The following is a 26,324-nucleotide window of genomic DNA, read 5'->3' on the forward strand; positions in this document are numbered from 1 at the left end:
CATTCTAAACACATCCTTTGCGAATCCGGGAACCGCCCGACAAGAATAAATAGGGCTACGCTGACGAGAACTGACCGGTCACGGTTTGCGGTGTTGAAATTGCCGAGCATTTGGCACAGATTGGTAACAAATAACTACAACAATGACTTCGCCGATTGTCCTGTCAGACTTTTTTATCCGGCCTGACGACTCCTCCCCCAAAGCCTATGGGAAAGTGGCGAATGTTAAAGACCAAGGGGTCAGTGTTTGAAAAAACGTCTGTTCATCACGGGCCTCAGTGGGTTCGTGGGACAACATCTCCAGTCGCATCTGGAACAGCCTGGCTCGACGTGGGAACTGCTGTCTGCGGCGGCGCCCTACGATCTCACGGCTGCGACCAGCCTCACCGATCTGTGGCCACAATTGCCCGACGCGGTGATTCACCTGGCCGGTCAGACCTTCGTTCCCGAAGCTTTCCGTGACCCGGGCCGAACGCTCGAAATCAATCTGCTCGGTACCCTCAATCTGTTGCAGGCCCTCAAGGCGCGCGGATTTCAGGGGACTTTCCTGTATGTCAGCTCCGGCGACGTCTATGGACAAGTCGACGAGAGCGCCCTACCCATTACCGAACTGCAACCGCCCTGCCCGCGCAATCCCTACGCCGTGAGCAAACTGTCGGCGGAATTCCTCTGCCTGCAATGGGGCCTGAGCGAAGGCTGGTCGGTGCTGGTGGCGCGGCCGTTCAATCACATCGGCAGCGGGCAGAAAGACAACTTTGTCATCGCCAGTGCTGCACGCCAGATCAACCGCATCAAACAAGGCCTGCAAGTCGCGCAACTGGAAGTCGGTGACATTGACGTCACGCGCGATTTCCTCGATGTCGGCGATGTGATCGCGGCGTATTTCGCCTTGCTGGAAAAAGGCACGCCGGGGCAGGTCTACAACATCTGCTCGGGACGCGAGCAAAGCATCCGCAGTTTGATCGAGCAAATGGCCGACCTTGCCGAGGTCGACCTGCAACTGGTCCAGGATCCGGCGCGCATGCGCCGCGCGGATCAGCGTCGCGTTTGCGGCAGTCATGCAAGGCTTGCCCAAGTCACGGGATGGGCGCCGAAAATTACAACACAACAATCCCTGCGGGCGATCCTGTCCGACTGGGAGCAGCGAGTACGACAAGAATGAAAAGTGCACTGATCACAGGGATCACCGGCCAGGACGGCGCTTATCTGGCCAGACTGCTGCTCGACAAGGGCTACAAGGTTCACGGTCTGGTCGCACGGCGCAGCAGCGATTCACGCTGGCGCCTGCGCGAGATGGGCGTCGAAGGCGACATCGTCTACCTTGACGGTGACATGGCCGATGCCTGCTCGGTGCAACGCGCGGTGATCAAGTCGGCGCCGGACGAAGTCTACAACCTGGCCGCGCAAAGCTTTGTCGCCGCGTCCTGGAATCAGCCGGTGACCACCGGTATCGTCGATGGCCTGGGCGTGACCCACCTGCTCGAGGCGATCCGCCAGTTCAGCCCGCACACCCGTTTCTATCAGGCCTCGACCAGCGAAATGTTCGGCCTGATCCAGGCTGAGCAGCAGGACGAGAACACGCCGTTCTACCCGCGCAGCCCCTATGGTGTCGCCAAACTCTACGGCCACTGGATCACCGTCAACTACCGTGAAAGTTTCGACCTGCACGCCAGCAGCGGCATCCTGTTCAACCATGAATCGCCGCTGCGCGGCATTGAATTCGTCACCCGCAAGGTGACCGACGCCGCTGCCCGCATCAAACAGGGCAAGCAGCAGGAACTGGCCCTGGGCAACATCGACGCCAAACGCGACTGGGGTTTTGCCGGTGACTACGTCGAAGCCATGTGGCTGATGCTGCAGCAGGACAAACCTGACGATTTCGTGGTCGCCACCGGCATCACCACCACCGTGCGCGAGATGTGCCGCATCGCTTTCGATCACGTCGGTTTGAACTACCGCGATTACGTGAAGATCGACCCGGCGTTCTTCCGCCCCGCCGAAGTCGAAGTGCTGCTTGGCAACCCGGCCAAGGCGCAGCGCGTGCTGGGCTGGAAACCGAAAACCGACCTCGACACCCTGATCCGCATGATGATGGATGCGGACATGAAACGCGTCGCCAAGGAGTAGGCCATGCTGATCCCCGTGATTCTGTCCGGCGGCGCCGGCACTCGTCTGTGGCCGGTGTCCCGCGAGGGCCATCCCAAGCCGTTCATGACCCTGCCCGACGGCCAGTCGCTGCTGGGCAAGACCTATCAGCGTGCCGCCGCATTGCTGGACGGCTGGGGCGACATCGTTACGGTGACCAACCGCGAATACTACTTCCAGAGCAAAGATCACTATTGCGCCGCCCACGTGTCGCGCCATCGCGGACATTTCCTGCTGGAGCCGACCGGGCGCAACACCGCCCCGGCGATCGCTGCGGCGGCCTTGTCACTGCAAGCGTTGCACGGTGACGACGCGATCATGGTGGTGATGCCCGCCGACCATTTGATCGTTAATCAGCAAGCCCTCAAAAGCGCCGTCGAACACGCGGTCAACCTGGCGAAGGACGGTTATCTGGTGACCTTCGGCGTGCTGCCGACCGCCCCGGAAACCGGCTTCGGCTACATCGAAACCGGCGCGCCACTGGATGCCAAAGGCGCGGCAAAAGTGCAGCGTTTCGTGGAAAAGCCTGACCTGCAAACCGCCACGCATTATTTGGAAAGCGGCAACTTCCTGTGGAACTCGGGCATGTTCTGCTTCACCACCGCGACCCTGATCAACGAGTTGCAATTGCACGCGCCGGAGTTGCTGGAGCAGACCCGCGCCTGCATGGAGGCCAGCGCCCCGGTGGAAACCGTCGGCTGTCTGCAACAGGAACTGTCAGCAGCGCTGTTCGCTGAGATCACCGACATCTCCATCGATTACGCGTTGATGGAACGCTCGGACAAAGTCGTGGTGGTGCCCGCCGGTTTCGACTGGAGCGACATTGGTTCATGGGGCGCCGTGGCAGCACTGGTACCGGCCGATGCCGACAACAATCGCGCCAGCGGCGAAGCGGTGTTCATCGACAGTCACAACAACTTCGTGCAGAGCGAAGGCCGGCTGGTGGCTGCCGTGGGTGTGGATAACCTGATCATCGTCGACACCGCCGATGCCGTGCTGGTGGCCCATGCCGACCGTGCCCAGGATGTGCGGCGCGTCGCCAAGCAGCTCAAGGACAAGTCCCACGAAGCCTACCGCCTGCATCGCACGGTCAGCCGTCCGTGGGGCACCTACACCGTGCTCGAGGAAGGCCCGCGCTTCAAGATCAAGCGCATCGTGGTCAAGCCCGGCGGCAAGCTGTCGCTGCAAATGCACCATCACCGCAACGAACACTGGGTGGTGGTCGAAGGCATGGCCAAGGTCACCAACAACGGTACCGGCACGCATTTGGTGGCAAAGAACGAATCAACGTTCATTGCCGCCGGGCACCGCCATCGCCTGGAAAACCCCGGCGTGATCGACCTGGTGATCATCGAGGTGCAAAGCGGCGAATACCTGGGTGAAGACGATATCGTGCGCTTCGAAGACCAATACGGCAGGACGGTTTGATGCTGCTTTCCCTGTATCGCTCGCTGCGCAGCTACCGCGGATTCATCCTCGGCAGCGTCAAGCGGGAGTTTCAGGCGCGTTATCGCAATTCGCTGTTCGGCGCGCTGTGGACCGTGCTCAACCCGTTGTCGATGATCGTCGTGTACACGGTGATCTTTTCCCAGATCATGCGCGCGCGCCTGCCGGGTGTGGATGACGGCCTGGCCTACAGTGTGTACCTGTGCGCGGGCCTGCTGACCTGGGGACTGTTCGCGGAAATCACCTCGCGCAGCCAGAGCATGTTTCTGGAAAACGCCAACCTGCTGAAGAAAATCAGCTTCCCGCGGATCTGCCTGCCGGTGATTGCGCTGCTCAACGCCGGGATCAACTTCGCGATCATTCTCGCGCTGTTCTTCGGTTTTCTGCTGATCAGCGGGCGCCTGCCCGGCATGGCCTTGCTGGCGCTGATTCCACTGTTGCTGGTGCAGGTGATCTTCGCCGCCGGGCTGGGGATGATCCTCGGCATCCTCAACGTATTCTTCCGCGATGTCGGACAGATGTTCGGCATCTGCCTGCAATTCTGGTTCTGGCTGACCCCCATCGTTTACCCACTGTCGATCCTGCCGCCGGGCATCCAGCACCTGATCAGCCTCAACCCGATGACGGCGTTGATGACCAGTTACCAGAACGTGTTCCTCTACAACCAGTGGCCAAACTGGTCATCGCTGCTGCCGTTGCTGATCCTCGGCCTGCTGTTCTGCGCCATGGCCCTGCGCCTGTTCCGGCAACGTGTCGGCGAAATGGTGGATGAACTCTGATGGGACATATACGCGTCAGTGGCCTGGGCAAGGCCTACAAGCAATACCCCAATCGCTGGAGCCGGTTGTTCGAGTGGCTGGTGCCGTTTTCCGGCACGCGGCACCACTTGCACTGGATCCTGCAGGACATCGATTTCGAGATTCAGCCCGGCGAAGCCGTCGGCATCGTCGGGGTCAATGGCGCGGGCAAAAGTACGCTGCTGAAGATGATCACCGGCACCACGCAACCCAGCTGCGGGCAGATTCAACTGCAAGGTCGCGTGGCCGCGCTGCTGGAGCTGGGCATGGGTTTCCACCCGGATTTCACCGGGCGTCAGAACGCGTTCATGGCCGGCCAGTTACTGGGCATGCAGGTCGAAGAGATCGAAGCCTTGATGCCGCAGATCGAAAGCTTTGCCGAAATCGGCGAAGCCATCGATCACCCGGTGCGCACGTATTCCAGCGGCATGCAGATGCGCCTGGCCTTCAGTGTCGCCACCGCGCGCCGTCCGGACATCCTGATCGTCGATGAAGCGCTGTCGGTGGGCGATGCCTACTTCCAGCACAAAAGCTTTGAGCGCATCCGCAACTTTCGCAAGGCTGGCACCACGCTGTTGATCGTGTCCCACGACCGTTCGGCGATTCAGTCGATCTGCGACACCGCGATCCTGCTGGAGAACGGCCGCCTGGCCATGCGCGGCAAACCCGAAGAGGTCATGGATTACTACAACGCCATGCTCGCCCAGCGCGAAGGGCAGATCGTGCGCCAGGAAATGCTCGCCAACGGCCAGGTGCAGACCATTTCCGGGACCGGTGAAGCGGGGATCGTCAGCGTGCGCCTGCTCGACGCTCAAGGGCGCAGCCTGGAAGTGGCGGAAGTCGGCCAGCCAGTGGTGCTGGAAGTGCAGACCGAGGTGCGCGAGGACATCGAGCGTCTGGTGTTGGGCTTTCTGATCAAGGATCGCCTCGGCCAGGCGATCTACGGCATCAATACCCATCGTCAGGACCAGGCAATCAGCGACCTGAGCGCCGGAGAACAGGTGACGTTCCGCTTCGCCTTCGACATGCGCCTGGGCAAGGGCAGCTATTCGGTGGCGCTGAGCCTGTCGCGTCTGGATTCGCATCTGGATCGCAATTTCGAATGGCGCGATTACGGTCTGGTCTTCCACGTCATCAACAACCGTCAGGAAGACTTTGTCGGTTGCTCGTGGCTGCAAGCCCGGACCGAGATCAGCCGCTCCAGCGAACACCCAACGCCGCAGCCAGACAGGGAGATCTCGCGATGACACGACTGTTGATGGAGTGCACCTACGTTTTCGAACACCCGTCCGCCAATTCGGGCATTCAACGCGTGGTGCGCAACGTTATTCAACAGTTGCCAGAAGCCAATGCCGAGCGCGAATGCATCCCGGTGGTGATGCTCGACGGTGCCCTGTATGAGGTGAAAAGCCTGGCGCCGATCAAAACCCCGAGAATCAATCTGACCAGCCTGCGGGTGAAGCTGGAACAGTGGGCCAACAGCTTCTGGTTGCGCCATCGCGCTCTGGAACGACGCCGGCCTTTCAGCCAGTCGCATTTCGCCCGGCGGGTGTTGTATGTGCTCTGCCGGCTCACGGCGTTTGCCTGTTTCAGCCTGCCGATGCGCGTACTCGGGCGCCTGCTCAAGGGCAAACCGATTCCGGAACGTTGCGTGCCGCTGCAACATCGGGCCGGCGATCAACTGGTGTTGCTCGATTCCTCCTGGCACGCCAACTTTTTCCCCTTGGCCGAACAACTCAAACGCGATGGCGTGGGTATCGTTTCGGTGATCTACGACCTGATCCCGCTGACCCATCCGCAGTTTTGCGACGCGGGTCTGGTCAAGGTGTTCAATGACTGGTTCGACTGGATTGCACGCACGGCCGATGGCTATGTCGCGATCTCGACCACCATTCGTGATCAGGTGCGCCAGGAGATGTTGCGCCGGATCGGCACGCAACAGGTCCAGCAGCGCTGGTTCGACTACTTCCACCTGGGTTCCGAACTGGATCTGACCGACGCCGCAGCCGAGGTCGATCGCAACCTGCTGAACCTGTTCAAGACCCCGGAGCCGGTGTTCCTGATGGTCAGCACCATCGAGCCGCGCAAGAACCACGCCTACCTGCTCGATGCGTTCGAACGTGCCTGGGCGGCTGGCTCCACAGCGCGCTTGTGCATCGCCGGGAAAATCGGCTGGAAGTGCGAAGCCCTGATCGAGCGGATTCGCCAGCACCCACAACTGAACCGTCGCCTGTTCATGTTCAACTCGCTCTCGGACAAAAGCCTTGAGCACGCCTACTCCCACGCCACCGCGCTGGTATTCCCGTCGCATGTCGAAGGGTTCGGCCTGCCTCTGGTGGAAGCCATGCAACGCGGGCTGCCGGCGATGGCCAGCGACATCCCGGTGTTCCGCGAAATCGGCGGCGATTACATGGCGTATTTCGATCTGCACAATCCGCAGAGCCTTACCGACCTGGTGCTCGGGATGGAGCGCTCGGGTGAGTTTCCGGCACCTCTGAGCCTCGACCAATGGCGCTGGCTGAGCTGGCGCGAAGCAAGCGCACAACTGGTGCAGCGCATCGAGCGCAACCTGAACCATCCACTGCCCGCATCCGAAGGCCAGCATGCGCATTGCTCTTAACGCGCGGATTCTTCAGGCGCCACGCACTGGCATCGGCCATTACGTCGCCGAACTGGTCCGCGCCCTGCGCGCCAGCACTGAAGTCGAGGTGGCGTTGTTTCACGGCTGGGGCTGGAGCTCGGCCCTGCCGGAAGCGGCCATGCCCGGCTACTCGCGCTTGACGCCACTGCTGCGGCAGATCCCCGGGGCCTATCAAGCGCGGCGCTGGCTGGAGCAGAAACGTTTCGATCAGGGCCGCACGCAAGGCATCGACCTGTATCACGAGCCGAGCCTGTGGCCGCTGGCCTTCGATGGCCCGACCGTGATCACCCTGCACGACCTGACCCATCTGCATTTCCCTGAGACCCAGCCCTTGGCGCGCCTCAAGGAAATCGAACGGCGTCTGGCGGCTGGCGTGCAACAGGCGCAACGGATCATCACCGACTCGCAGGCGATTGCCGACGAGGCGCAGGCTTATTTTGGTCTGCCGGCCGAGCGTTTCGTGGTGGCGCCACTGGGTGTGGCCGAGCGCTTCCACCCACGGCAACCCGACGCTATCGAAGCGGTGCTCAAGGCACATGCCGTTGCCCCGCGCGAATATTTCCTGTGTGTCGGTACTCTGGAGCCGCGCAAAAACCTCAGCCTGGCATTGCGCGCCCATGCCCTGCTGCCGGAGGCCGTGCGCCAGCGTTTTCCGCTGCTGATCGTCGGCATGGCCGGTTGGCAACAGGCCCAGTTCAGCGATGAACTGCGTCAGGCCCTCGCGTCGGGGCATGTGTGCCTGCTCGGCTATCTGCCGGATGAACAGGTCGCACAACTGCTGGCCGGCGCCCGGGCACTGGTGTTTCCGTCGCGGTACGAAGGCTTCGGATTGCCGGTACTGGAAGCCATGGCCAGTGGCACTCCGGTGATTCTCACCCGTTCTTCAGCCATGCCGGAAGTCGCCGGCGCGGCGGGCAACTACATTGAACCTGATGATGCACAGTGCTTGCGTGATGCGCTGATCCGCCTGATCGACGATCAAGCGCATTGGCAGGCCTGCCGAGAAGCCGGATTGCACCGGACGCGGCTATTTTCCTGGGAACGTTGCGCACAGGCCACCGCCGGTGCCTACCGCCAGGCCATGGGAGGCTGAATGCGAGTTCTTCATTTTTTCAAGACGTACCTGCCAGATTCGGTCGGCGGCATCGAACAAGTGATCTTCCAGCTCTGCGAAAGCGGCGCGCATCACGGCATCGACGGTCAGGTGCTGACCCTCAGCGCCGACCCGACCCCTCCTGTGATGCAACTCGGCTCACACGAGGTGCATCGCGCCAGACTCGACATCCAGTTCGCCTCCACCGGGTTTTCCTGGAGCGTGTTCAAACAGTTTCGCGAGCTGGCCGCCGAAGCCGATGTGGTCAACTATCACTTTCCGTGGCCGTTCATGGACCTGGTGCACTTTGCCAGCGGCCTGAACAAACCGAGCGTGGTGACCTATCACTCGGACATCATTCGCCAGAAGCATCTGCTCAAACTCTACCGCCCGCTGATGAACCGCTTCCTGGCCAGCGCCGACCGGATTGTCGCGGCCTCGCCGAACTACCTGCACACCAGCGACGTGCTGCAGCAGTTTCAGAACAAGACCCGGGTGATTCCGTACGGTCTGAACAAGGCCGGTTATCCACAGGCCGCCAGCGAACGGATGAATCGCTGGCGCCAGCAGCTTGGGGATAAGTTTTTCCTGTTCGTCGGGGTCATGCGTTATTACAAGGGTCTGCACATCCTGCTCGATGCTTTGAAGGACGTGGATTATCCGGTGGTCATCGTCGGTGCCGGGCCGCTGGAACTGGAACTGCATGCCCAGGCCGCCGCGCTGGGCCTGCGTAATATCCACTTCCTCGGGCGTCTGGGCGATGAAGACAAAGTTGCCCTGCTGCAACTGAGCTACGCCATCGTGTTCCCCTCGCATCTGCGCTCCGAAGCGTTTGGCATTTCGCTGCTCGAAGGCGCGATGTACGGCAAGCCGATGATCTCCAGCGAGATCGGCACCGGCACCAGCTACATCAATATCCACAACGAAACCGGGTTGGTGGTGCCACCGAGTCATCCACAGGCGTTTCGCGAGGCGATGCGTACCCTCTGGGAAAACCCCGAACGCGCGGCGGCCATGGGCGTCAAGGCCGAGGCGCGTTACCGGCAGTTGTTCACCGCCGACGAGATGGGCCGCAAGTGGACCGCGTTGTATCAGGAGCTGCTGGAAGAGAAAGACCTGTCTTACGCCTGATCCACCACAACACATCAATCCTCTGTAGGAGCTGCGTTACAGATCCAGCACCAGCAATTGTTCGCTCTGCGCCGGCACCGCGCAGCAAATCAGCACCTGCCCCGCTTCCGGCATGTCCGCCGGGGGCTGTGGATAATTCACCGCGCCACTGACCAGGCGTGTCTTGCAGGTGCCGCACGAACCTCCCCGGCAACTGAACTCGGGGCGCAAGCCACGGCTTTCTGCGAGCTCCAGCAGACTGCCGCCGTCCGGCTGCCAGCGCGCCTCCTTGGCAGAACGTTCGAACATCACCGGCACTGACGTGATCGCGGCCGGTGGCTGCTCGATGACCACCGCATCCGGGTCTGGCTGGCGCTTGAGCGTTGAAGGGCCGAAGGTTTCGGCGTGAATCCGTGCGTCGCGAATGTCCAACTCCCGCAGTCCGTCGTAGACACTTTGGGTGAAAGCGCCGGGGCCACAGACGGCAAAATCGATCTGGTCGTAATCCTCGACCTCCAGCAGATCGCGCAGCAGTGCCCCGTCGACACGCCCACGGCGGTCGAAATCCACGCCTTCATGCACATCGGCTTCCGGCTGGCTGAGCAGGCGAATCACCCGAACCGCGTCGCCAGCACTGTCCAGCAAGCGATCAAGTTCCTGGCGAAACGGTTGATCGGCCAGGCTGCGCGAACTCTGCAGCAACCACGTCGGCCGAATCCGCCGGGTGCGCAGACCTTGGTACACCACCTCACGCAGCATCGACAGCAACGGCGTGATACCAACCCCCGCCGCCAGCAGCACCAGCGGCCGGTGTTCCAGCGGCGCCACTGTGAAGTGCCCCTGTGGCGCCCGTGCCTCAAGGACATCGCCGACCCGGACCTGCTGGTGCAAGTGGCCTGAAACCAGGCCCTCGCGTTTCATACTGATGCGCAGGAAATCATCCGATGGCGCACTCGACAGGCTGTAGGTGCGGATATGCGTTTCTCCACCCAGAATGAAGCGCAGCGGCAGATGCTGGCCGGCCTGAAACACTGGCATCCCTGCACCGTCGTCCGGTTGCAGATAGATCGAGCGGATGTGCTGGCTCTCCCTTTCGATACGGGTTACCCGCAGCGGCCGCCAGCGGTCACCGAGAGCCTTGGCCTGCAGACGTGCATCAGCCTGGGCCCAGGTGCCGGTCAGCAGGCTGGTGGGCGACATGCCGTCGAAGCGCCAGCGCAGGGCCAGTGCCGCCGGACGCCGCACGAGTTTCTCTACCTCGAATGTCCACAGACGCTCGGCGCCCTGGAACGCTTCAATCTGCGGCCCTTCAAGGATGATCTCGGTCCGCCCGCTCAGTTGCAGCACATCGCCTGTGGAAAAGTCGATGAACAGCAGGCCAGCCTTGGGATTGAGCAGCAGATTGCCGAGCGTGTTGAAGTGCAGATTGCCGGCAAAATCCGGGATGGTCAGGCGATGACCTTCGACCCGGACAAATCCGGCCTGCCCGCCGCGATGGGAAACATCCACCGCACGTTGTCCGTCGGTATCGACGTAACTGGCGACAAAGAAGGTGTCGGCGCTTTCGATCATCGCCCGGGCCGCGTCATCAAGACCGTTGCCGTGCTGCGCTGGCCGCGTCTGCGGATCGGTCAGCGGTACGCGCTGAAACTGGCGTAGCTGGATGTATTGCGGACAGTTGCCGAAAGCCTGATCCACGCTCACCTCGAAATCCTGCTCGGTGAGATTGGCGACATGACCGTTGAGGCGATTGCGGCGGCGGGTATGCAATTCAATGCCGAGCAACCCGATCGGTTCGCCATTGCGCAATTGCGCTGGATCATCAGCAGCGGGTTGGCTGGCGAAATGCAGATGCCCGGGATCAGGCGAATGAGCAAACCCTGGCGCGCCCTCGAGCACACTGGCCCATGGACGCCCGTCACCATCGACCGCGCCGTACAGCATGAACGGCAATTGCTCATAAAAGGCGCGGTGTTGATCCGGCATCCAGTCGCGAATCACTTTTCGGCCAAAGGCCTCCATGCGCTCGGCAACGCCGACATGGGCCTGCAGTTGTTGCTCGCCAGCGTGCCACGGTGAACGTTCCATCACGCCTCTCCCCGCGCCGCCGGCGCATTGTGGATAACTCGATCAGATCAGGGCTGAACCTCAGGCAGTCTTTTGCAGACCAGCGACCGTGCGTGGCATGCCGACAAAACCGGGCAAGGCTTCAACCCGCGCCAGCCAGGCACGCACGTTGGTGTAGTCGTCCAGCGACACGTTGCCTTCCGGCGCATGGGCGATGTAGCTGTAGGCGGACACGTCGGCGATGGTCGGCTCGCTGCCGGCCAGGTACGGGGTCTTGCCCAGTTCCACGTCCATCACTTTGAGCAGGTTGTGCGCACGGGTAATCGCTTCTTCAGCATTCAACTGTGCGCCAAACACCGTCACCAATCGGGCAGCAGCAGGTCCGAAAGCAATCGGCCCTGCTGCGGCCGACAGCCAGCGCTGAACCCTTGCAGCGCCCAGCGGATCGGTCGGCAGCCAGCGACCATTGCCATACTTGAGCGCCAGGTACACCAGAATCGCGTTGGAGTCGGCCAGCACTACACCGCCATCATCGATCGCCGGCACCTGGCCGAAGCTGTTGATCGCCAGATACGGCGCCTGCTTGTGCTCACCCTTGGCCAGATCGACCAGGATCAGTTCGGTCGGCAGTTGCAGCAGGGACAACATCAGCTCCACCCGATGGGCGTGGCCGGAACGCGGGAAGTTGTAGAGTTTGATCGCTTGCATGGTCGACTCCGCTGGAGGTGGCGCCGTTCGGGATGGCAGCGCCGATGGAGGCCATCTTCCACCCATCTTCAAAGCAACAGAATCACCAGCAATCGCAATCGATTATTTCACTGGATGAAATAACGCTGCGTTCTGCAGCGCCGGGTGCTCTCGCAAGGCTTTCACTGCATGGTCGACAAAACTGCGTACCCGCGCCGGAGCCTTGCGCCCGCCTTGATACACCACATGGATCGGCAGCGGCGGCAGTTCGAAGTCGGCGAGGACAATTTCCAGCTCACCGCAGGCCACCTTGCCGGCGACCTGATAAGACAACACCCGGGTCAGCCCCAAGCCCAGGCAAGCCGCAGTAATCGCCGCCTGGTTGGCGGTGACCACCAGCCTCGGTTCTGGCCGCACGCTGATCGCTTCGCCCTGATCCACAAACGGCCAACTGCGCAACTGGCCGATGGCCGAGGTCGCCACCACCGGCGCGCCGGCCAGCGCCTGTGGATGCTCGGGGCGGCCGTACCGGGCCAGATAAGCCGGCGACGCACAGATCACCCGCCGCACTTCGCCAACCCGGATCGCGTGCTGATTGCTGTCCGGCAACTCACCGATGCGCACCGCGACATCGATGCCCTCCTCGACCATGCTTACCACTCGATCAACCAACAGCGCATTGATCGAAACGTCCGGGTATTGCGTCAGATAACTGGTCATCAGTGGCGTGACAAACAACTCACCGAACAAAACCGGCGCAGTCACCGTCAATTGCCCACGGGGCTGGGCGTGACTGCCGGCCGCCGAATCCTCGGCTTCCTGCACTTCGGCGAGAATTCTCCGACAGTCTTCCAGATAACGCTGACCCGCTTCGCTCAGATGCACACTGCGTGTGGTACGGATCAGCAACTGCGTGCCGATACGCTGCTCCAGCGCTGCAACCGCGCGAGTGACACTGGCGGCGGACAAGCCAAGGCGTCGCGCCGCTGCCGAGAAGCCCTGCTCCTGAGCCACCGTGGCGAAGATCTGCATTTCCTGGAAGCGGTCCATGGATGCCCTCGAGTCGGATACAAAAATCGCAGCCGAGGCTGCGATTTTTGCGGGTCAATGTCAGCTGTGGATAACTTATTCCACCGTCACCGACTTCGCCAGGTTGCGTGGCTGGTCGACGTCGGTGCCCTTGAGCACGGCGACGTAGTACGACAGCAACTGCAGCGGGACGGTGTAGAGGATCGGCGAGAGGATGTCGTGGATGTGCGGCATCTGCACCACGTGGGTGCCTTCACCATTGGTCATCCCGGCTTTTTCGTCAGCGAACACGATCAGTTCACCGCCACGGGCACGGACTTCCTGCAGGTTGGACTTGAGCTTCTCCAGCAGTTCATTATTCGGCGCCACAGTGACCACCGGCATGTCGTTATCCACAAGCGCCAGCGGGCCGTGCTTCAGTTCACCGGCCGGGTAGGCTTCGGCGTGGATGTAGGAGATTTCCTTGAGCTTCAAGGCACCTTCCATCGCCACCGGGAACTGCGCGCCACGGCCAAGGAACAGGGTGTGGTTCTTCTCGGCGAACAGCTCGGCGATTTTTTCCACGGTGCTGTCCATGGCCAGTGCCTCACCCAGACGGGTCGGCAGGCGACGCAACTCTTCCACCAACGTGGCCTCAACGCCTTTGCCGAGCGTGCCGCGTACCTGACCCAGCGACAGGGTCAGCAGCAACAGGCCGACCAGTTGTGTGGTGAACGCCTTGGTCGAGGCTACGCCGATTTCGCGACCGGCCTGAGTCAGCAGGGTCAGGTCGGACTCACGCACCAGTGAGCTGATGCCGACGTTGCAGATCGCCAGGCTGGCGAGGAAGCCCAGCTCTTTGGCGTTGCGCAGCGCGGCCAGAGTGTCGGCGGTTTCGCCGGACTGCGAGATGGTGACGAACAGGGTGTCAGGCTGCACCACCACCTTGCGGTAGCGGAATTCGCTGGCGACTTCGACCTGGCACGGAATGCCGGCCAGTTCTTCGAGCCAGTAACGCGCAACCATGCCGGCGTGGTAACTGGTACCGCAGGCGACGATCTGCACATTGCGCACTTTGGCGAACAATTCGGCAGCCTGTGGGCCGAAGGCCTGCACCAGCACTTGATTGTTGCTCAGGCGGCCTTCGAGGGTACGCTGCACCACGATGGGCTGTTCGTGGATTTCCTTGAGCATGTAATGGCGGAATTCGCCCTTGTCGGCGGCTTCGGCGCCATCGCTGTACTGCACGGTCTGGCGTTCGACGGCGTTGCCATTGACGTCCCAGATCTGCACGTTATCGCGGCGAATTTCGGCGATATCGCCTTCTTCCAGATACATGAAGCGGTCAGTGACCTGACGCAGGGCCAACTGGTCGGACGCGAGGAAGTTCTCACCCAGGCCCAGACCGATCACCAACGGGCTGCCACTGCGCGCGGCCACCAGACGATCCGGCTGTTGTGCGTTGATCACGGCCAGACCGTAGGCGCCGTGCAGCTCTTTGACGGTGGCTTTCAGCGCAACGGTCAGGTCAGGCTGATCCTTGAGTTTGTGGCTCAGCAGGTGCGCGATGACTTCGGTATCGGTGTCCGAAGTGAACACGTAACCCAGCGCTTTCAGTTGCTCACGCAGGGCTTCGTGGTTCTCGATGATGCCGTTGTGCACCACGGCGATATCACCGGAGAAATGCGGGTGCGCGTTACGCTCGCATGGTGCACCGTGGGTCGCCCAACGGGTGTGGGCGATACCGAGACGGCCGGCCAGCGGCTGTTCGGCCAGCGCAGTTTCCAGTTCGCTGACCTTGCCCGGACGACGCATGCGCTCGAGCTTTGCATCGTTGGTGAAAACCGCTACACCGGCGCTGTCATAGCCGCGGTATTCAAGGCGCTTGAGGCCTTCGAGCAGGATGGCGGTAATATTACGTTCAGCAACTGCGCCGACAATTCCACACATGCTTATTTCTCCTGACTGACAGCCGCGCAAATCAATGTGATACCGCGGGCCTGAATCTGATCGCGGGCCTCTTGTGGCAGGCGATCATCGGTAATGAGGGTATGGACGCTGCTCCACGGCAGCTCCAGGTTGGGAATCTTGCGGCCGATCTTGTCGGCCTCGACCATCACGATCACTTCCCGCGCCACTTCCGCCATCACCCGGCTCAAACCGAGCAACTCGTTGAATGTGGTGGTACCGCGCACCAGATCGATGCCATCGGCGCCGATAAACAACTGGTCGAAGTCGTAAGAGCGTAGTACCTGCTCCGCCACCTGGCCCTGGAAGGACTCCGAATGCGGATCCCAGGTGCCGCCAGTCATCAGCAGCACCGGCTCGTGCTCGAGTTCGCTCAAGGCATTGGCGACATGCAGCGAGTTGGTCATGACGACCAGACCCGGCTGCTGGCCCAGCTCGGGGATCATGGCGGCGGTGGTACTGCCGCTGTCGATGATGATGCGGGCGTGCTCGCGGATACGTTTGACGGCAGCGCGGGCAATCGCCTGTTTGTACTTCGAAACGCTTTGGCCGGGTTCCGCCACCAGCTCCTGCGGCATCGTGATTGCCCCGCCGTAACGGCGCAGCAATAGACCATGGCTTTCCAGCGCAGCCAGATCCTTGCGGATCGTAACTTCCGAGGTTTCGAAGCGCTTGGCCAGTTCATCCACACTGACTTCACCCTGCTCGTTGAGCAAGGCGAGAATGTTGTGGCGGCGCTGGGGTGTATTGCGTTTCGACATGGCGGCTTAAGTTTCGTTTCGAAAGATAACGTAAGCAATCAAAACCTATTGCCCTTCAATCGTCAAGCTCAGGCCATAAAAAAATCGCAGCCCCCGGCATCCTCTATAGGAGTTGCCGAAGGCTGCGATCTTTTGATGTAAAAACTGCTGTGGAAAACTCAGCTCTTCTTGATTTTCTCCGGCCGCTTCCAGCCATCGATATTTTTCTGCCGCGCCCGACCAACGGCCAATTGCGCGTTATCCACATTCTGGGTAATGGTCGAGCCAGCCGCCGTGGTTGCACCGGACGAGATATCCACAGGCGCGACCAGCGAGTTGTTGGAGCCGATGAATACATCTTCGCCCAACACGGTTTTCCATTTGTTGGCGCCATCGTAGTTACAGGTGATGGTGCCGGCGCCAATGTTGGTGCGTGCACCGATTTCCGCGTCGCCCAGGTAGGTCAGATGCCCGGCCTTGGCGCCCTCGCCCATGCGCGCGTTTTTCAGTTCGACAAAGTTACCCACATGCGCGCGCGCTTCCAGAACCGTGCCGGGACGCAAACGGGCGAAAGGACCGGCATCGCTGCCTTCACCCAACACCGCACCTTCGATGTGGCTGTTGGCCTTGATCACCACGCCTTTACGCAGGGTGCTGTCCTTGATCACGCAGTTCGGGCCGATCACCACGTCGTCCTCGATGACAACATTGCCTTCGAGAATCACGTTGACGTCGATCAGCACATCGCGACCGACGGTGACTTCGCCACGCACATCGAAACGCGCCGGGTCACGCAGGGTCACGCCTTGCGCCATCAGGCGGCGGCCGGCGCGCAGCTGGTAATGACGCTCCAGTTCCGACAGTTGCTTGCGATCATTGGCGCCTTGCACTTCCATCGGGTCGTGCGGCTGCTCGGTGGCCACCACCAGACCATCGCTGACCGCCATTTCGATCACGTCGGTCAGGTAGTACTCGCCTTGCGCGTTGTTGTTTGACAGGCGGCTCATCCAGTCGGCCAAACGATTGGCCGGGACAGCGAGAATGCCGGTATTACCTTCGGTGATCGCGCGCTGGGCTTCGCTGGCATCTTTGTGTTCGACGATGGCAGCGACCTTGCCGTCAGCGCCGCGCACGATGCGGCCGTAACCGGTCGGGTCTTCCAGCTCAACGGTCAGCAGGCCCATCTGCCCAGGTACGACGTGCTTGAGCAGACGCTGCAGGGTTTCGACTTCGATCAAAGGCACGTCACCGTAAAGGATCAGTACGGTATCAGCACTGATGAACGGGACCGCCTGAGCCGTGGCATGTCCAGTGCCCAATTGCTTGTCCTGCAGCACGAAATTCAGGTCGTCAGCCGCCAGACGTTCGCGCACCATGTCGGCACCGTGGCCGATCACCACATGAATGCGCTGTGGATCGAGCTGTCGTGCGCTGTGGATAACATGCCCAAGCATGGAATTGCCGGCAACCGGGTGCAGCACTTTCGGCAACGCCGATCGCATACGGGTGCCTTGACCGGCCGCGAGAATAACGATTTCGAGAGACATGACTGGCTACCAATCCTGGGCGGTCAGCAACTGCGACCGGGTTGTAAAAATCGGAAAAGAAAAAAGGGTAGCCGAGGCTACCCTTTTTTATCAATCGCACAACAAGTGGCTGACGGATTAACCGCCAAACTTCTTGCGGATCTGCTGGACGGTGCGCAGCTGAGCTGCAGCCTCGGCCAGACGTGCGGACGCAGCTCCGTAATCGAAATCTGCGCTCTTCTCGTGCAGAGCAGCTTCGGCAGCCTTGAGGGCTGCTTGAGCCTGAGCTTCATCCAGGTCGGCGGCACGTTGCACGGTATCGGCAAGCACCTTGACCATGTTCGGCTGAACCTCGAGGAAACCACCGGAGATGTAGAACACCTCGGCTTCCCCGCCTTGCTTGATCAGGCGGATCGGACCTGGCTTCAGATTAGTGATCAGCGGCGCGTGACCCAGAGCGATACCAAGATCACCCAGTGCACCGTGCGCAATCACCATCTCGACCAGGCCGGAAAAGATTTCCCCTTCCGCGCTGACGATATCGCAATGGACTGTCATAGCCATCTGATTGCCTCAACCTAAATTAGCGCCCGTTGCCGGGCGCCGGGATTACAGTTTCTTGGCTTTCTCGATCGCTTCTTCGATGCCGCCAACCATGTAGAACGCTTGTTCTGGCAGGTGGTCGTAGTCACCGTTGAGGATGCCTTTGAAGCCAGCAATAGTGTCTTTCAGGGAAACGTATTTACCCGAAGCACCGGTGAAGACTTCAGCCACGAAGAACGGCTGCGACAAGAAGCGCTGGATCTTACGAGCACGGTTTACCAACTGCTTGTCGGCTTCCGACAGCTCGTCCATACCCAGGATCGCAATGATGTCCTTCAGCTCTTTGTAGCGCTGCAGCACGTACTGAACACCGCGAGCGGTTTCGTAGTGGTCGTTGCCGATCACGTTCGGATCCAGCTGACGCGAAGTCGAGTCCAGTGGGTCTACCGCTGGGTAGATACCCAGGGAAGCGATGTCACGGGACAGAACGACAGTGGCGTCCAAGTGGGCGAAGGTGGTCGCTGGCGACGGGTCAGTCAAGTCGTCCGCAGGTACGTATACCGCCTGGATCGAAGTAATCGAACCTTGCTTGGTCGAAGTGATGCGCTCTTGCAGCACGCCCATCTCTTCAGCCAGAGTCGGCTGGTAACCTACTGCCGAAGGCATACGGCCCAGCAGTGCGGATACTTCAGTACCGGCCAGGGTGTAACGATAGATGTTGTCGACGAACAGCAGAACGTCGTTACCTTCGTCACGGAACTTCTCGGCCATGGTCAGGCCGGTCAGTGCTACGCGCAGACGGTTTCCCGGCGGCTCGTTCATCTGACCGTAAACCAGGGCCACTTTGTCCAGAACGTTGGAGTCCTTCATCTCGTGGTAGAAGTCGTTACCCTCACGAGTACGCTCACCCACACCGGCGAACACGGAATAACCGCTGTGCTCGATGGCGATGTTACGGATCAGTTCCATCATGTTTACGGTTTTGCCTACACCGGCACCACCGAACAGACCGACTTTACCGCCCTTGGCGAACGGGCAAACCAGGTCGATAACCTTGATGCCGGTTTCCAGCAGCTCGTTGCCGCCAGCTTGTTCAGCGAAGGAAGGAGCGGCGCGGTGAATACCCCAGCGCTCTTCTTCGCCGATCGGGCCAGCTTCGTCGATCGGGTTGCCCAGTACGTCCATGATCCGGCCCAGAGTCGCTTTACCGACCGGTACGGAGATGGCTGCGCCAGTGTTGTTGACGTCCAGACCGCGCTTCAAGCCTTCGGTCGAGCCCATCGCAATGGTACGTACCACGCCGTCGCCCAGCTGCTGCTGAACTTCCAGAGTGGTTTCGGCGCCTTGAACCTTCAAGGCGTCGTAGATGCTCGGTACGCTGTCGCGTGGGAATTCCACGTCGATAACGGCGCCGATGATTTGAACGATACGTCCGCTACTCATAGCTGGATCCTCTGAATATTTGAACCGTTAAACCGCGGCAGCGCCGCCGACGATTTCCGAGATCTCTTGGGTGATCGCAGCCTGACGCGCCTTGTTGTAGATCAGCTGCAAATCGCTGATCAAATCACCGGCGTTGTCGGTAGCGTTCTTCATCGCGATCATCCGCGCAGCTTGTTCGGCCGCGTTGTTCTCGACCACCGCCTGGTACACCTGCGACTCCACGTAGCGCACCATCAAGCCGTCTAGCAGCTCTTTGGCGTCTGGTTCGTAGAGGTAGTCCCAGTGGTGCTTGAGTTCTTGATCCGGGGTCGCCACCAGTGGAATCAACTGCTCCACGGTAGGCTGTTGCGTCATGGTGTTGATGAACTTGTTGGATACCACGGACAGGCGGTCAATACGGCCGTCCAGGTAGGCATCCAGCATCACCTTGACGCTGCCGATCAGATCATTGATCGACGGCTCTTCACCCAGGTGGCTGATAGCTGCAACGACGTTACCGCCGAAGTTGCGGAAAAAGGCCGCACCCTTGCTACCAACAACACACAGATCAATCTCGACGCCGTTTTCGCGGTTTACCGCCATGTCCTTGACCAGGGCCTTGAACAGGTTGGTGTTCAAGCCGCCGCACAGACCACGGTCACTGCTCACTACGACATAACCGACGCGCTTTACTTCACGGTCGATCATGAACGGGTGGCGGTATTCCGGGTTGGCGTTGGCCAGATGCCCAATTACCTGGCGGATACGTTCCGCATAAGGACGGCTAGCAGCCATGCGCATTTGTGCCTTGCGCATTTTGCTGACCGCCACTTTTTCCATGGCGCTGGTAATTTTTTGCGTGCTTTTGATGCTCGCAATCTTACTGCGAATCTCTTTTGCGCCTGCCATGTAACACCTATCAGGTTAGCAAGCGGGAGCCTTGCGGCTCCCGCTGCGGCTTACCAGGTTTGGGTGGCCTTGAACTTCTCGATACCGGCTTTGAGGCCAGCGTCGATTTCGTCATTGAAGTCACCTTTAACGTTGATCTTGGCCATCAAATCGGCGTGATCGCGGTTGAAGAAAGCAATCAGCGCTTGTTCGAAGCTGCCGATCTTGGCGATTTCAATGTCAGTCAGGAACCCACGCTCAGCGGCATACAGCGACAGCGCCATGTCAGCGATCGACATCGGTGCGTATTGCTTCTGCTTCATCAGCTCGGTAACGCGCTGACCATGCTCAAGTTGCTTGCGGGTCGCTTCGTCCAGGTCAGAAGCGAACTGGGCGAATGCTGCCAGTTCACGGTACTGAGCCAGAGCGGTACGGATACCACCGGACAGCTTCTTGATGATCTTGGTCTGAGCGGCACCACCCACACGGGATACCGAAACACCGGCGTTCACTGCAGGGCGAATGCCCGAGTTGAACATGGCCGATTCCAGGAAGATCTGACCGTCGGTGATGGAAATCACGTTGGTCGGAACGAACGCGGAAACGTCGCCAGCCTGGGTTTCGATGATCGGCAGTGCGGTCAGGGAACCGGTTTTGCCGGTCACTGCGCCGTTGGTGAACTTCTCAACGTACTCTTCCGAAACGCGGGATGCGCGCTCCAGCAGACGGGAGTGGAGATAGAACACGTCGCCTGGGTAAGCTTCACGGCCTGGTGGACGGCGCAGCAGCAGGGAAATCTGGCGGTAAGCCACTGCTTGCTTGGACAGATCGTCATAAACGATCAGCGCGTCTTCACCGCGGTCGCGGAAGAATTCACCCATGGTGCAACCGGAGTACGGAGCCAGGAATTGCAGTGCTGCAGATTCCGAAGCGCTCGCTGCAACGATGATGGTGTTAGCCAGTGCACCGTTTTCTTCCAGCTTGCGAACCACGTTGGCGATGGTCGACTGCTTCTGACCGATTGCCACGTAGACGCAGAAAATGCCGCTGTCTTTCTGGTTGATGATCGCGTCGATCGCCAGAGCGGTTTTACCGATCTGACGGTCACCGATGATCAGCTCACGCTGGCCACGGCCGACAGGGATCATGGCATCGACAGCCTTGTAGCCAGTCTGTACAGGCTGGTCTACCGACTTACGCCAGATCACGCCCGGTGCAACTTTCTCGACCGCGTCGGTCTCGGTGTTGCCCAGTGGACCTTTGCCGTCAACAGGGTTACCCAGTGCGTCGACTACGCGACCCAGCAGTTCCTTACCTACCGGAACTTCGAGGATGCGGCCGGTGCACTTGGCGCTCATGCCTTCAGCCAGACTGGTGTATGCGCCCAGTACAACGGCACCTACGGAGTCTTGCTCCAGGTTGAGGGCCATACCGTAGACGCCGCCCGGAAACTCGATCATCTCGCCGTACATGACGTCGGCCAGACCGTGAATCCGCACGATGCCGTCAGATACGCTGACGACAGTGCCTTCGTTACGGGCTTGGGAGGTCACATCGAGCTTTTCGATGCGGCCCTTGATAATTTCACTTATTTCGGAAGGATTGAGTTGCTGCATTGCTCTGCTGCCCCTTCAAACTCAAGATTTCAATGCTTCGGCAAGTTTCGCGATTTTGCCGCGAATCGAGCCATCGATAACCAGGTCGCCGGCGCGGATAACGACACCACCTATAAGGGCAGCATCCTCCGCAACTTGCAGGCGCACTTCCCGGTTGAGTCGTGCACTGAGAACCTTGGCGAGTTTGTCTTGCTGTTCTTGGTTCAATGCAAAAGCACTGGTCACTTCAACGTCTACCGATTTCTCTTGCTCGGCCTTGTACAGGTCGAAAAGAGCGGCGATCTCCGGCAGAAGCGGGAGACGGTCGTTTTCGGCAACGACATTGATGAAATTCTGTGCCTTGGCATCGAACTTGTCGCCGCACACGTCAATGAACGTGGCGGCCTTTTCTGCGCTCGTCAGTCGCGGGGCCTTGAGCACGCGCTGCATGGTGTCGTCTTGCGACACCGCTGCTGCCAGGCCGAGCATGGCTGACCAATTGGCCAGTTGCTGGTGGGCCTGAGCGTGCTCGAAGGCCGCCTTAGCGTAAGGTCGGGCCAACGTGGTCAGTTCTGCCATGATCGCCCTCGCTTAGATTTCAGCAGCCAGTTGGTTAACTAGCTCTGCGTGCGCGTTTTGATCGATTGTGGCACCCAGGATCTTCTCGGCGCCGCCGACAGCCAGCAAGCCCACTTGGGCGCGCAGCTTGTCTTTGACACTGTTCAGTTCCTGTTCGATCTCGGCTTGAGCCTGAACCTTCACACGGTCAGCGTCGATACGGGCTTTTTCAACAGCCTCTTCAACGATCTGGTTACCGCGTTTCTTGGCTTGCTCGATGATTTCAGCTGCCTGAGCTTTCGCTTCGCGCAGTTGCTGACCCGCTTTCTCTTGGGCCAACTCCAGGTCGCGAGCTGCTCGGCTGGCAGCGTCCAGACCATCAGCGATCTTCTTTTGACGTTCGTGCAGTGCCGCAATGACCGGAGGCCATACGAACTTCATGCAGAACAGTACAAAAATCAGGAACGCAACGGACTGGCCAATCAGGGTCGCATTAATGTTCACGCCAACACCTCGCAGTTACGTTGTCCATCACATCAAATTACTCGGAAGAATCCGGGTAATTAGCCAGCGATCTGACCAACGAACGGGTTCGCAAAGGTGAAGAACAGAGCGATACCAACACCGATCATGGTTACGGCGTCGAGCAGACCGGCAACGATGAACATTTTAACTTGCAGCATTGGAACCATTTCTGGCTGACGCGCTGCGCCTTCCAGGAACTTGCCGCCCAGCAGGCCGAAACCAATTGCGGTACCCAGTGCGCCCAGGCCGATCAACAGTGCAACAGCGATAGCGGTTAGACCAACTACAGTTTCCATCTTTCCTCCCGACTTTTACGTCGTATGGTTTAGGTTTTTTAGATTAAAGCGGTAAAACAAATCGTTTCAGAGGCCCGGTTAGGAGCCCCCTCCCGTTTGACCGGGAAGGACATCAGACTAGTCGAGACTCGTCTTAATGGTTTTCTTCGTGCGCCATCGACAGGTAGACGATGGTCAGCATCATGAAGATGAACGCCTGCAGGGTGATGATCAGGATGTGGAACACAGCCCACGCCCACTGCAGAACAACGCCCAGGCCGCTCAGCCAGAGCAGGCCGCTGCCGAACATCACAGCGATCAGAATGAACACCAGCTCGCCGGCATACATGTTGCCGAACAGACGCAGAGCCAGAGAGATCGGCTTGGCGATCAGGGTCACGAATTCCAGCAGGAAGTTCACCGGGATCAGCAGGGCCTGAACGAAGATGTTCTTGCTGCCGAACGGGTGCAGGGTGAGTTCGCCGATGAAACCGCCGATGCCCTTGACCTTGATGCTGTAGAAAATGATCAGCGCGAAAACCGAGAACGCCATGCCCAGGGTCGCGTTCGGGTCGGTTGTCGACACGGCGCGGAACGGGATGTGGTGGTCACCGGAAATCAGGATGGCCAGCTGAGGAATCCAGTCGACCGGTACCAGGTCGACGGCGTTCATCAGGAACACCCAGACGAAGATGGTCAGTGCCAGCGGTGCAATCACCGGGCTACGGCCATGGAAGCTGTCTTTCACGCTGCCATCGACGAATTCGACCAATACTTCAACGAAGTTCTGCAAAGCACCCGGCTGACCCGAAGTCGCTTTCTTTGCCGCCATGCGGAAAAGAAAAACGAAGATCAGACCCAGCGCGACCGACCAGCCGAGGGTATCGACGTGGAAAGCCCAGAAGCCCATTTCCTTGGCTTCTGCTGCGGAATGGGCAAAGCCCCAGCCGCCGTTAGGTAGCTGACCGAAGGTCAGGTTCTGCAAGTGGTGCTGGATATAGCCCGAAGCGGTTGTTTCTGCCATGGTTGCCTCAAACGCCCTAAGGTCTCGAAAGTCTTGTTCTCATCAGCAGGGGAGCGAACCAGCTGACCGACTGAGTCAGCACGAAGGCGCCGAATACTGCGATCGGCGCCAATGGCTTCACACCTGCAAACACCAGTGCAAACAGCACTGCTGTCAAAATCAGTTTGCCTGCCTCGCCGGCATAAAATGACCGGACGATGGACTGGGCTGCTCGGGCGCCGGAAAACCGAAATGCCTTGTGAGCGAAATAAACATTGGGCAGCAAGGCTATCAGGCCTCCGCAAAGTCCCGAGTATCCGGCAACGACTCCGTGCCATTGCCAGAGCGCCAAAGCGGCAATGAGCAAAATGACAAATTGAGCCATCAACACCGGAAAAACCGCCAGGCGATGGAACGGCAGGCGGTTTGGCTTGCGGGTTTCCATCACGTTTGCTCTCCAATGGTCGGCTGCCGAAATTCAATAACTTGGCATAATTTGTGCCGACAAAATGCGCGCAGAGTATAGGGGCGGTTCTGCCCCTATTCAACTGTCAGGTAGTGATTTCCGACTGCGCGCTACATGAGGAAATGTTTCAGCGGATGTGTGCGAGCACACCTTGAAGCTCATCGAGGGAGTTGTAACCGATCACCAACTGCCCTTTTCCCTTCTTCCCGTGGCGGATCTGCACCGCAGAGCCTAGGCGCTCGGCCAGACGCTGTTCGAGCCGGGCGATATCCGGGTCGGGTTTGGCCGCTTCCACAGGCTCCGGTTTGCCACTCAACCACTGGCGAACCAGTGCCTCAGTCTGGCGCACAGTCAGGCCGCGTGCGACAACATGTCGCGCCCCTTCCACCTGCTGATTGTCCGGCAGACCGAGCAAAGCACGGGCATGACCCATTTCCAGGTCACCGTGGGACAGCATGGTCTTGATGACTTCCGGCAGTGCAATAAGTCGCAACAGGTTAGCCACAGTCACGCGGGACTTACCCACAGCCTCGGCCACCTGTTGTTGTGTGAGCTGGAATTCCTGTTGCAGACGCTGCAAGGCGACGGCTTCTTCGATCGGGTTCAGGTCTTCACGCTGAATGTTCTCGATCAGCGCAATGGCGATCGCGGTTTCATCCGGCACATCACGGACCATCGCCGGGATGGTTTCCTGGCCGGCCTGCTGGCTGGCGCGCCAGCGGCGTTCACCGGCGATGATTTCGAAGCGGCCGCCGCCAATCGGGCGCACCACGATCGGCTGCATCACGCCTTGCGACTTGATTGACTGCGCCAGCTCTTCCAGTGCCTGCGGGTCCATGTCGCGGCGTGGCTGGTATTTGCCGCGCTGCAGCAGGTCCAGCGGCAAGTGTTGCAGTTCACGGGTATCGGCCTGCGCCGCCTGTTCTTCCAGCGCGCTGACGGTCGGACCACTCAGCAGTGCATCCAGTCCACGTCCGAGACCTCGTTTCTTGACGGCCATGGGGATTCCTTAAGTTGGCTGGGCAGCGGCGATACGTGAATTTTTGCGCTGACGGCGAACCATTTCGCCCGCCAGAGCCAGATAGGCCAGCGCGCCGCGCGATTGCTTGTCGTAGGCCAGTGCCGGCATACCGTAGCTCGGCGCTTCGGCCAGACGGATGTTGCGCGGGATCACTGTGTCGTACAACTGTTCGCCAAAGTGTTCCTTGAGCTGGGCCGAGACGTCGTTCATCAGACTCAGCCGCGGGTCGTACATGGTGCGCAGCAAACCTTCGACCTTGAGGTTGGGGTTCAGCAGTTCGGCGATGCGCTTGATGTTATCCACAAGGTCGCTCAAGCCTTCGAGCGCAAAGTATTCGCATTGCATGGGGATAATGACCCCATCGGCGGCAACCAGAGCGTTCAACGTGAGCATCGACAGCGACGGCGGGCAGTCGATCAAAATGTAATCGTAGTTTTCACGGATCGGCGCCAGCGCGCTGCGCAGACGGCTTTCCTTCATCTGCATTTCCAGCAGCACCACTTCGGCCGCCGTCAGATCCCGGTTGGCCGGCAGCAGTTGATAACCGCCATATTCCGAGAAGTGCATGGCCTGGGCCAGATCGCATTCGCCGATCAGCAGGTCGTAGACCGAGTTTTCCAAGCCGTGTTTATCCACACCGCTACCCATGGTGGCGTTGCCCTGTGGATCGAGATCGATCAACAGCACCCGGCGCTTGGTCGCGACCAGGGATGCTGCGAGGTTGATACAGGTGGTGGTTTTGCCCACACCACCCTTCTGGTTCGCTATCGCGAATACCTTAGCCATTCTTGCTTGTGTTCC

The 26,324-nt window shown here is 59.9% G+C and carries 25 protein-coding genes; 8 read left to right on the forward strand and 17 right to left on the reverse strand.

The features are described 5' to 3' along the window. Positions 1–246: 246 nt before the first annotated feature. Genes ACTJKS_RS04410 through ACTJKS_RS04445 form a run of 8 tightly spaced genes read left to right on the forward strand, consistent with a single transcriptional unit; the run spans position 247 to position 9,252 of the window. The gene (locus ACTJKS_RS04410; protein WP_108184281.1) at positions 247–1,161 is read left to right on the forward strand and encodes a GDP-mannose 4,6-dehydratase; all 915 of its coding nucleotides are present in this window, start codon (positions 247–249) and stop codon (positions 1,159–1,161) included. Then, the gene (gene gmd, locus ACTJKS_RS04415) at positions 1,158–2,126 is read left to right on the forward strand and encodes a GDP-mannose 4,6-dehydratase (protein WP_047297367.1); all 969 of its coding nucleotides are present in this window, start codon (positions 1,158–1,160) and stop codon (positions 2,124–2,126) included. Before ACTJKS_RS04410 ends, gmd begins: the two co-directional genes overlap by 4 nt. A gap of 3 nt (positions 2,127–2,129) precedes the next feature. Then, positions 2,130–3,572, forward strand: a complete 1,443-nt coding sequence (locus tag ACTJKS_RS04420) for a mannose-1-phosphate guanylyltransferase/mannose-6-phosphate isomerase (protein ID WP_108184282.1) — start codon at positions 2,130–2,132, stop codon at positions 3,570–3,572. Continuing rightward, on the forward strand, positions 3,572–4,369 hold the full coding sequence (locus ACTJKS_RS04425) for an ABC transporter permease (RefSeq protein WP_041073796.1): 798 nt from the start codon (positions 3,572–3,574) through the stop codon (positions 4,367–4,369). Before ACTJKS_RS04420 ends, ACTJKS_RS04425 begins: the two co-directional genes overlap by 1 nt. Then, entirely contained in the window at positions 4,369–5,634 is a 1,266-nt protein-coding gene (locus tag ACTJKS_RS04430; RefSeq protein WP_041073794.1) for an ABC transporter ATP-binding protein, read from the forward strand. Before ACTJKS_RS04425 ends, ACTJKS_RS04430 begins: the two co-directional genes overlap by 1 nt. Next, on the forward strand, positions 5,631–7,007 hold the full coding sequence (locus tag ACTJKS_RS04435) for a glycosyltransferase family 4 protein (protein WP_086792543.1): 1,377 nt from the start codon (positions 5,631–5,633) through the stop codon (positions 7,005–7,007). Before ACTJKS_RS04430 ends, ACTJKS_RS04435 begins: the two co-directional genes overlap by 4 nt. Beyond that, a complete protein-coding gene (locus ACTJKS_RS04440) occupies positions 6,991–8,121 on the forward strand; it encodes a glycosyltransferase family 4 protein (RefSeq protein ID WP_108184283.1) in 1,131 nt (376 codons plus the stop codon). The genes ACTJKS_RS04435 and ACTJKS_RS04440 overlap by 17 nt, the downstream gene beginning before the upstream one ends. Beyond that, the gene (locus ACTJKS_RS04445) at positions 8,122–9,252 is read left to right on the forward strand and encodes a glycosyltransferase family 4 protein (protein ID WP_108184284.1); all 1,131 of its coding nucleotides are present in this window, start codon (positions 8,122–8,124) and stop codon (positions 9,250–9,252) included. It abuts the gene before it with no gap. Between the two features lie 36 nt (positions 9,253–9,288). Here the strand turns inward: ACTJKS_RS04445 and ACTJKS_RS04450 are convergent, their stop codons facing one another. From ACTJKS_RS04450 to ACTJKS_RS04530, 17 genes are all read right to left on the reverse strand, one after another. Further along, complete coding sequence (locus ACTJKS_RS04450; protein WP_440828798.1) at positions 9,289–11,319, reverse strand: pyridoxamine 5'-phosphate oxidase family protein; 2,031 nt, start codon at positions 11,317–11,319, stop codon at positions 9,289–9,291. A gap of 60 nt (positions 11,320–11,379) precedes the next feature. Continuing rightward, positions 11,380–12,006, reverse strand: a complete 627-nt coding sequence (locus tag ACTJKS_RS04455) for a glutathione S-transferase family protein (RefSeq protein WP_041073785.1) — start codon at positions 12,004–12,006, stop codon at positions 11,380–11,382. Positions 12,007–12,108: 102 nt separating this feature from the next. Beyond that, positions 12,109–13,035 (reverse strand): LysR family transcriptional regulator, encoded by a 927-nt coding sequence (locus ACTJKS_RS04460; RefSeq protein ID WP_108184286.1) that lies wholly within the window; start codon positions 13,033–13,035, stop codon positions 12,109–12,111. Positions 13,036–13,110: 75 nt separating this feature from the next. Continuing rightward, complete coding sequence (gene glmS, locus ACTJKS_RS04465; RefSeq protein WP_108184344.1) at positions 13,111–14,943, reverse strand: glutamine--fructose-6-phosphate transaminase (isomerizing); 1,833 nt, start codon at positions 14,941–14,943, stop codon at positions 13,111–13,113. A gap of 2 nt (positions 14,944–14,945) precedes the next feature. Beyond that, positions 14,946–15,722: a DeoR/GlpR family DNA-binding transcription regulator gene (locus ACTJKS_RS04470; protein ID WP_041073573.1), complete on the reverse strand. Its 777-nt coding sequence runs from the start codon at positions 15,720–15,722 to the stop codon at positions 14,946–14,948. 158 nt (positions 15,723–15,880) lie between these two features. Further along, the gene (glmU, locus tag ACTJKS_RS04475; RefSeq protein ID WP_108184345.1) at positions 15,881–17,248 is read right to left on the reverse strand and encodes a bifunctional UDP-N-acetylglucosamine diphosphorylase/glucosamine-1-phosphate N-acetyltransferase GlmU; all 1,368 of its coding nucleotides are present in this window, start codon (positions 17,246–17,248) and stop codon (positions 15,881–15,883) included. A gap of 117 nt (positions 17,249–17,365) precedes the next feature. Further along, complete coding sequence (locus ACTJKS_RS04480) at positions 17,366–17,791, reverse strand: F0F1 ATP synthase subunit epsilon (RefSeq protein ID WP_007954164.1); 426 nt, start codon at positions 17,789–17,791, stop codon at positions 17,366–17,368. A 45-nt stretch (positions 17,792–17,836) separates the two neighbouring features. Beyond that, complete coding sequence (atpD, locus tag ACTJKS_RS04485; RefSeq protein WP_007954162.1) at positions 17,837–19,213, reverse strand: F0F1 ATP synthase subunit beta; 1,377 nt, start codon at positions 19,211–19,213, stop codon at positions 17,837–17,839. A 27-nt stretch (positions 19,214–19,240) separates the two neighbouring features. Further along, the gene (gene atpG, locus ACTJKS_RS04490) at positions 19,241–20,101 is read right to left on the reverse strand and encodes a F0F1 ATP synthase subunit gamma (RefSeq protein WP_007954161.1); all 861 of its coding nucleotides are present in this window, start codon (positions 20,099–20,101) and stop codon (positions 19,241–19,243) included. A gap of 50 nt (positions 20,102–20,151) precedes the next feature. Continuing rightward, the gene (atpA, locus tag ACTJKS_RS04495; RefSeq protein WP_041073579.1) at positions 20,152–21,696 is read right to left on the reverse strand and encodes a F0F1 ATP synthase subunit alpha; all 1,545 of its coding nucleotides are present in this window, start codon (positions 21,694–21,696) and stop codon (positions 20,152–20,154) included. 21 nt (positions 21,697–21,717) lie between these two features. Further along, positions 21,718–22,254: a F0F1 ATP synthase subunit delta gene (locus tag ACTJKS_RS04500; RefSeq protein ID WP_007911956.1), complete on the reverse strand. Its 537-nt coding sequence runs from the start codon at positions 22,252–22,254 to the stop codon at positions 21,718–21,720. 12 nt (positions 22,255–22,266) lie between these two features. Continuing rightward, positions 22,267–22,737 carry a F0F1 ATP synthase subunit B gene (locus ACTJKS_RS04505; RefSeq protein WP_011336718.1) on the reverse strand — a complete coding sequence of 157 codons (471 nt, stop codon included), beginning with the start codon at positions 22,735–22,737 and terminating at the stop codon, positions 22,267–22,269. Between the two features lie 59 nt (positions 22,738–22,796). Then, positions 22,797–23,054, reverse strand: a complete 258-nt coding sequence (gene atpE, locus ACTJKS_RS04510; RefSeq protein WP_003097235.1) for a F0F1 ATP synthase subunit C — start codon at positions 23,052–23,054, stop codon at positions 22,797–22,799. A gap of 133 nt (positions 23,055–23,187) precedes the next feature. Beyond that, on the reverse strand, positions 23,188–24,057 hold the full coding sequence (atpB, locus tag ACTJKS_RS04515) for a F0F1 ATP synthase subunit A (RefSeq protein WP_047297389.1): 870 nt from the start codon (positions 24,055–24,057) through the stop codon (positions 23,188–23,190). Between the two features lie 16 nt (positions 24,058–24,073). Next, positions 24,074–24,481 carry a F0F1 ATP synthase subunit I gene (locus ACTJKS_RS04520; protein ID WP_003229783.1) on the reverse strand — a complete coding sequence of 136 codons (408 nt, stop codon included), beginning with the start codon at positions 24,479–24,481 and terminating at the stop codon, positions 24,074–24,076. A gap of 148 nt (positions 24,482–24,629) precedes the next feature. Further along, positions 24,630–25,502: a ParB/RepB/Spo0J family partition protein gene (locus ACTJKS_RS04525; RefSeq protein WP_003229785.1), complete on the reverse strand. Its 873-nt coding sequence runs from the start codon at positions 25,500–25,502 to the stop codon at positions 24,630–24,632. 9 nt (positions 25,503–25,511) lie between these two features. Further along, positions 25,512–26,309, reverse strand: coding sequence for a ParA family protein (locus ACTJKS_RS04530; RefSeq protein ID WP_440828799.1), 798 nt, complete (start codon positions 26,307–26,309; stop codon positions 25,512–25,514). Positions 26,310–26,324: the final 15 nt, after the last annotated feature.

Origin of the sequence: Pseudomonas sp. 22189 (assembly GCF_052045635.1) — a bacterium.
GTDB classification, from domain to species: Bacteria; Pseudomonadota; Gammaproteobacteria; order Pseudomonadales; family Pseudomonadaceae; genus Aquipseudomonas; species Aquipseudomonas parakoreensis.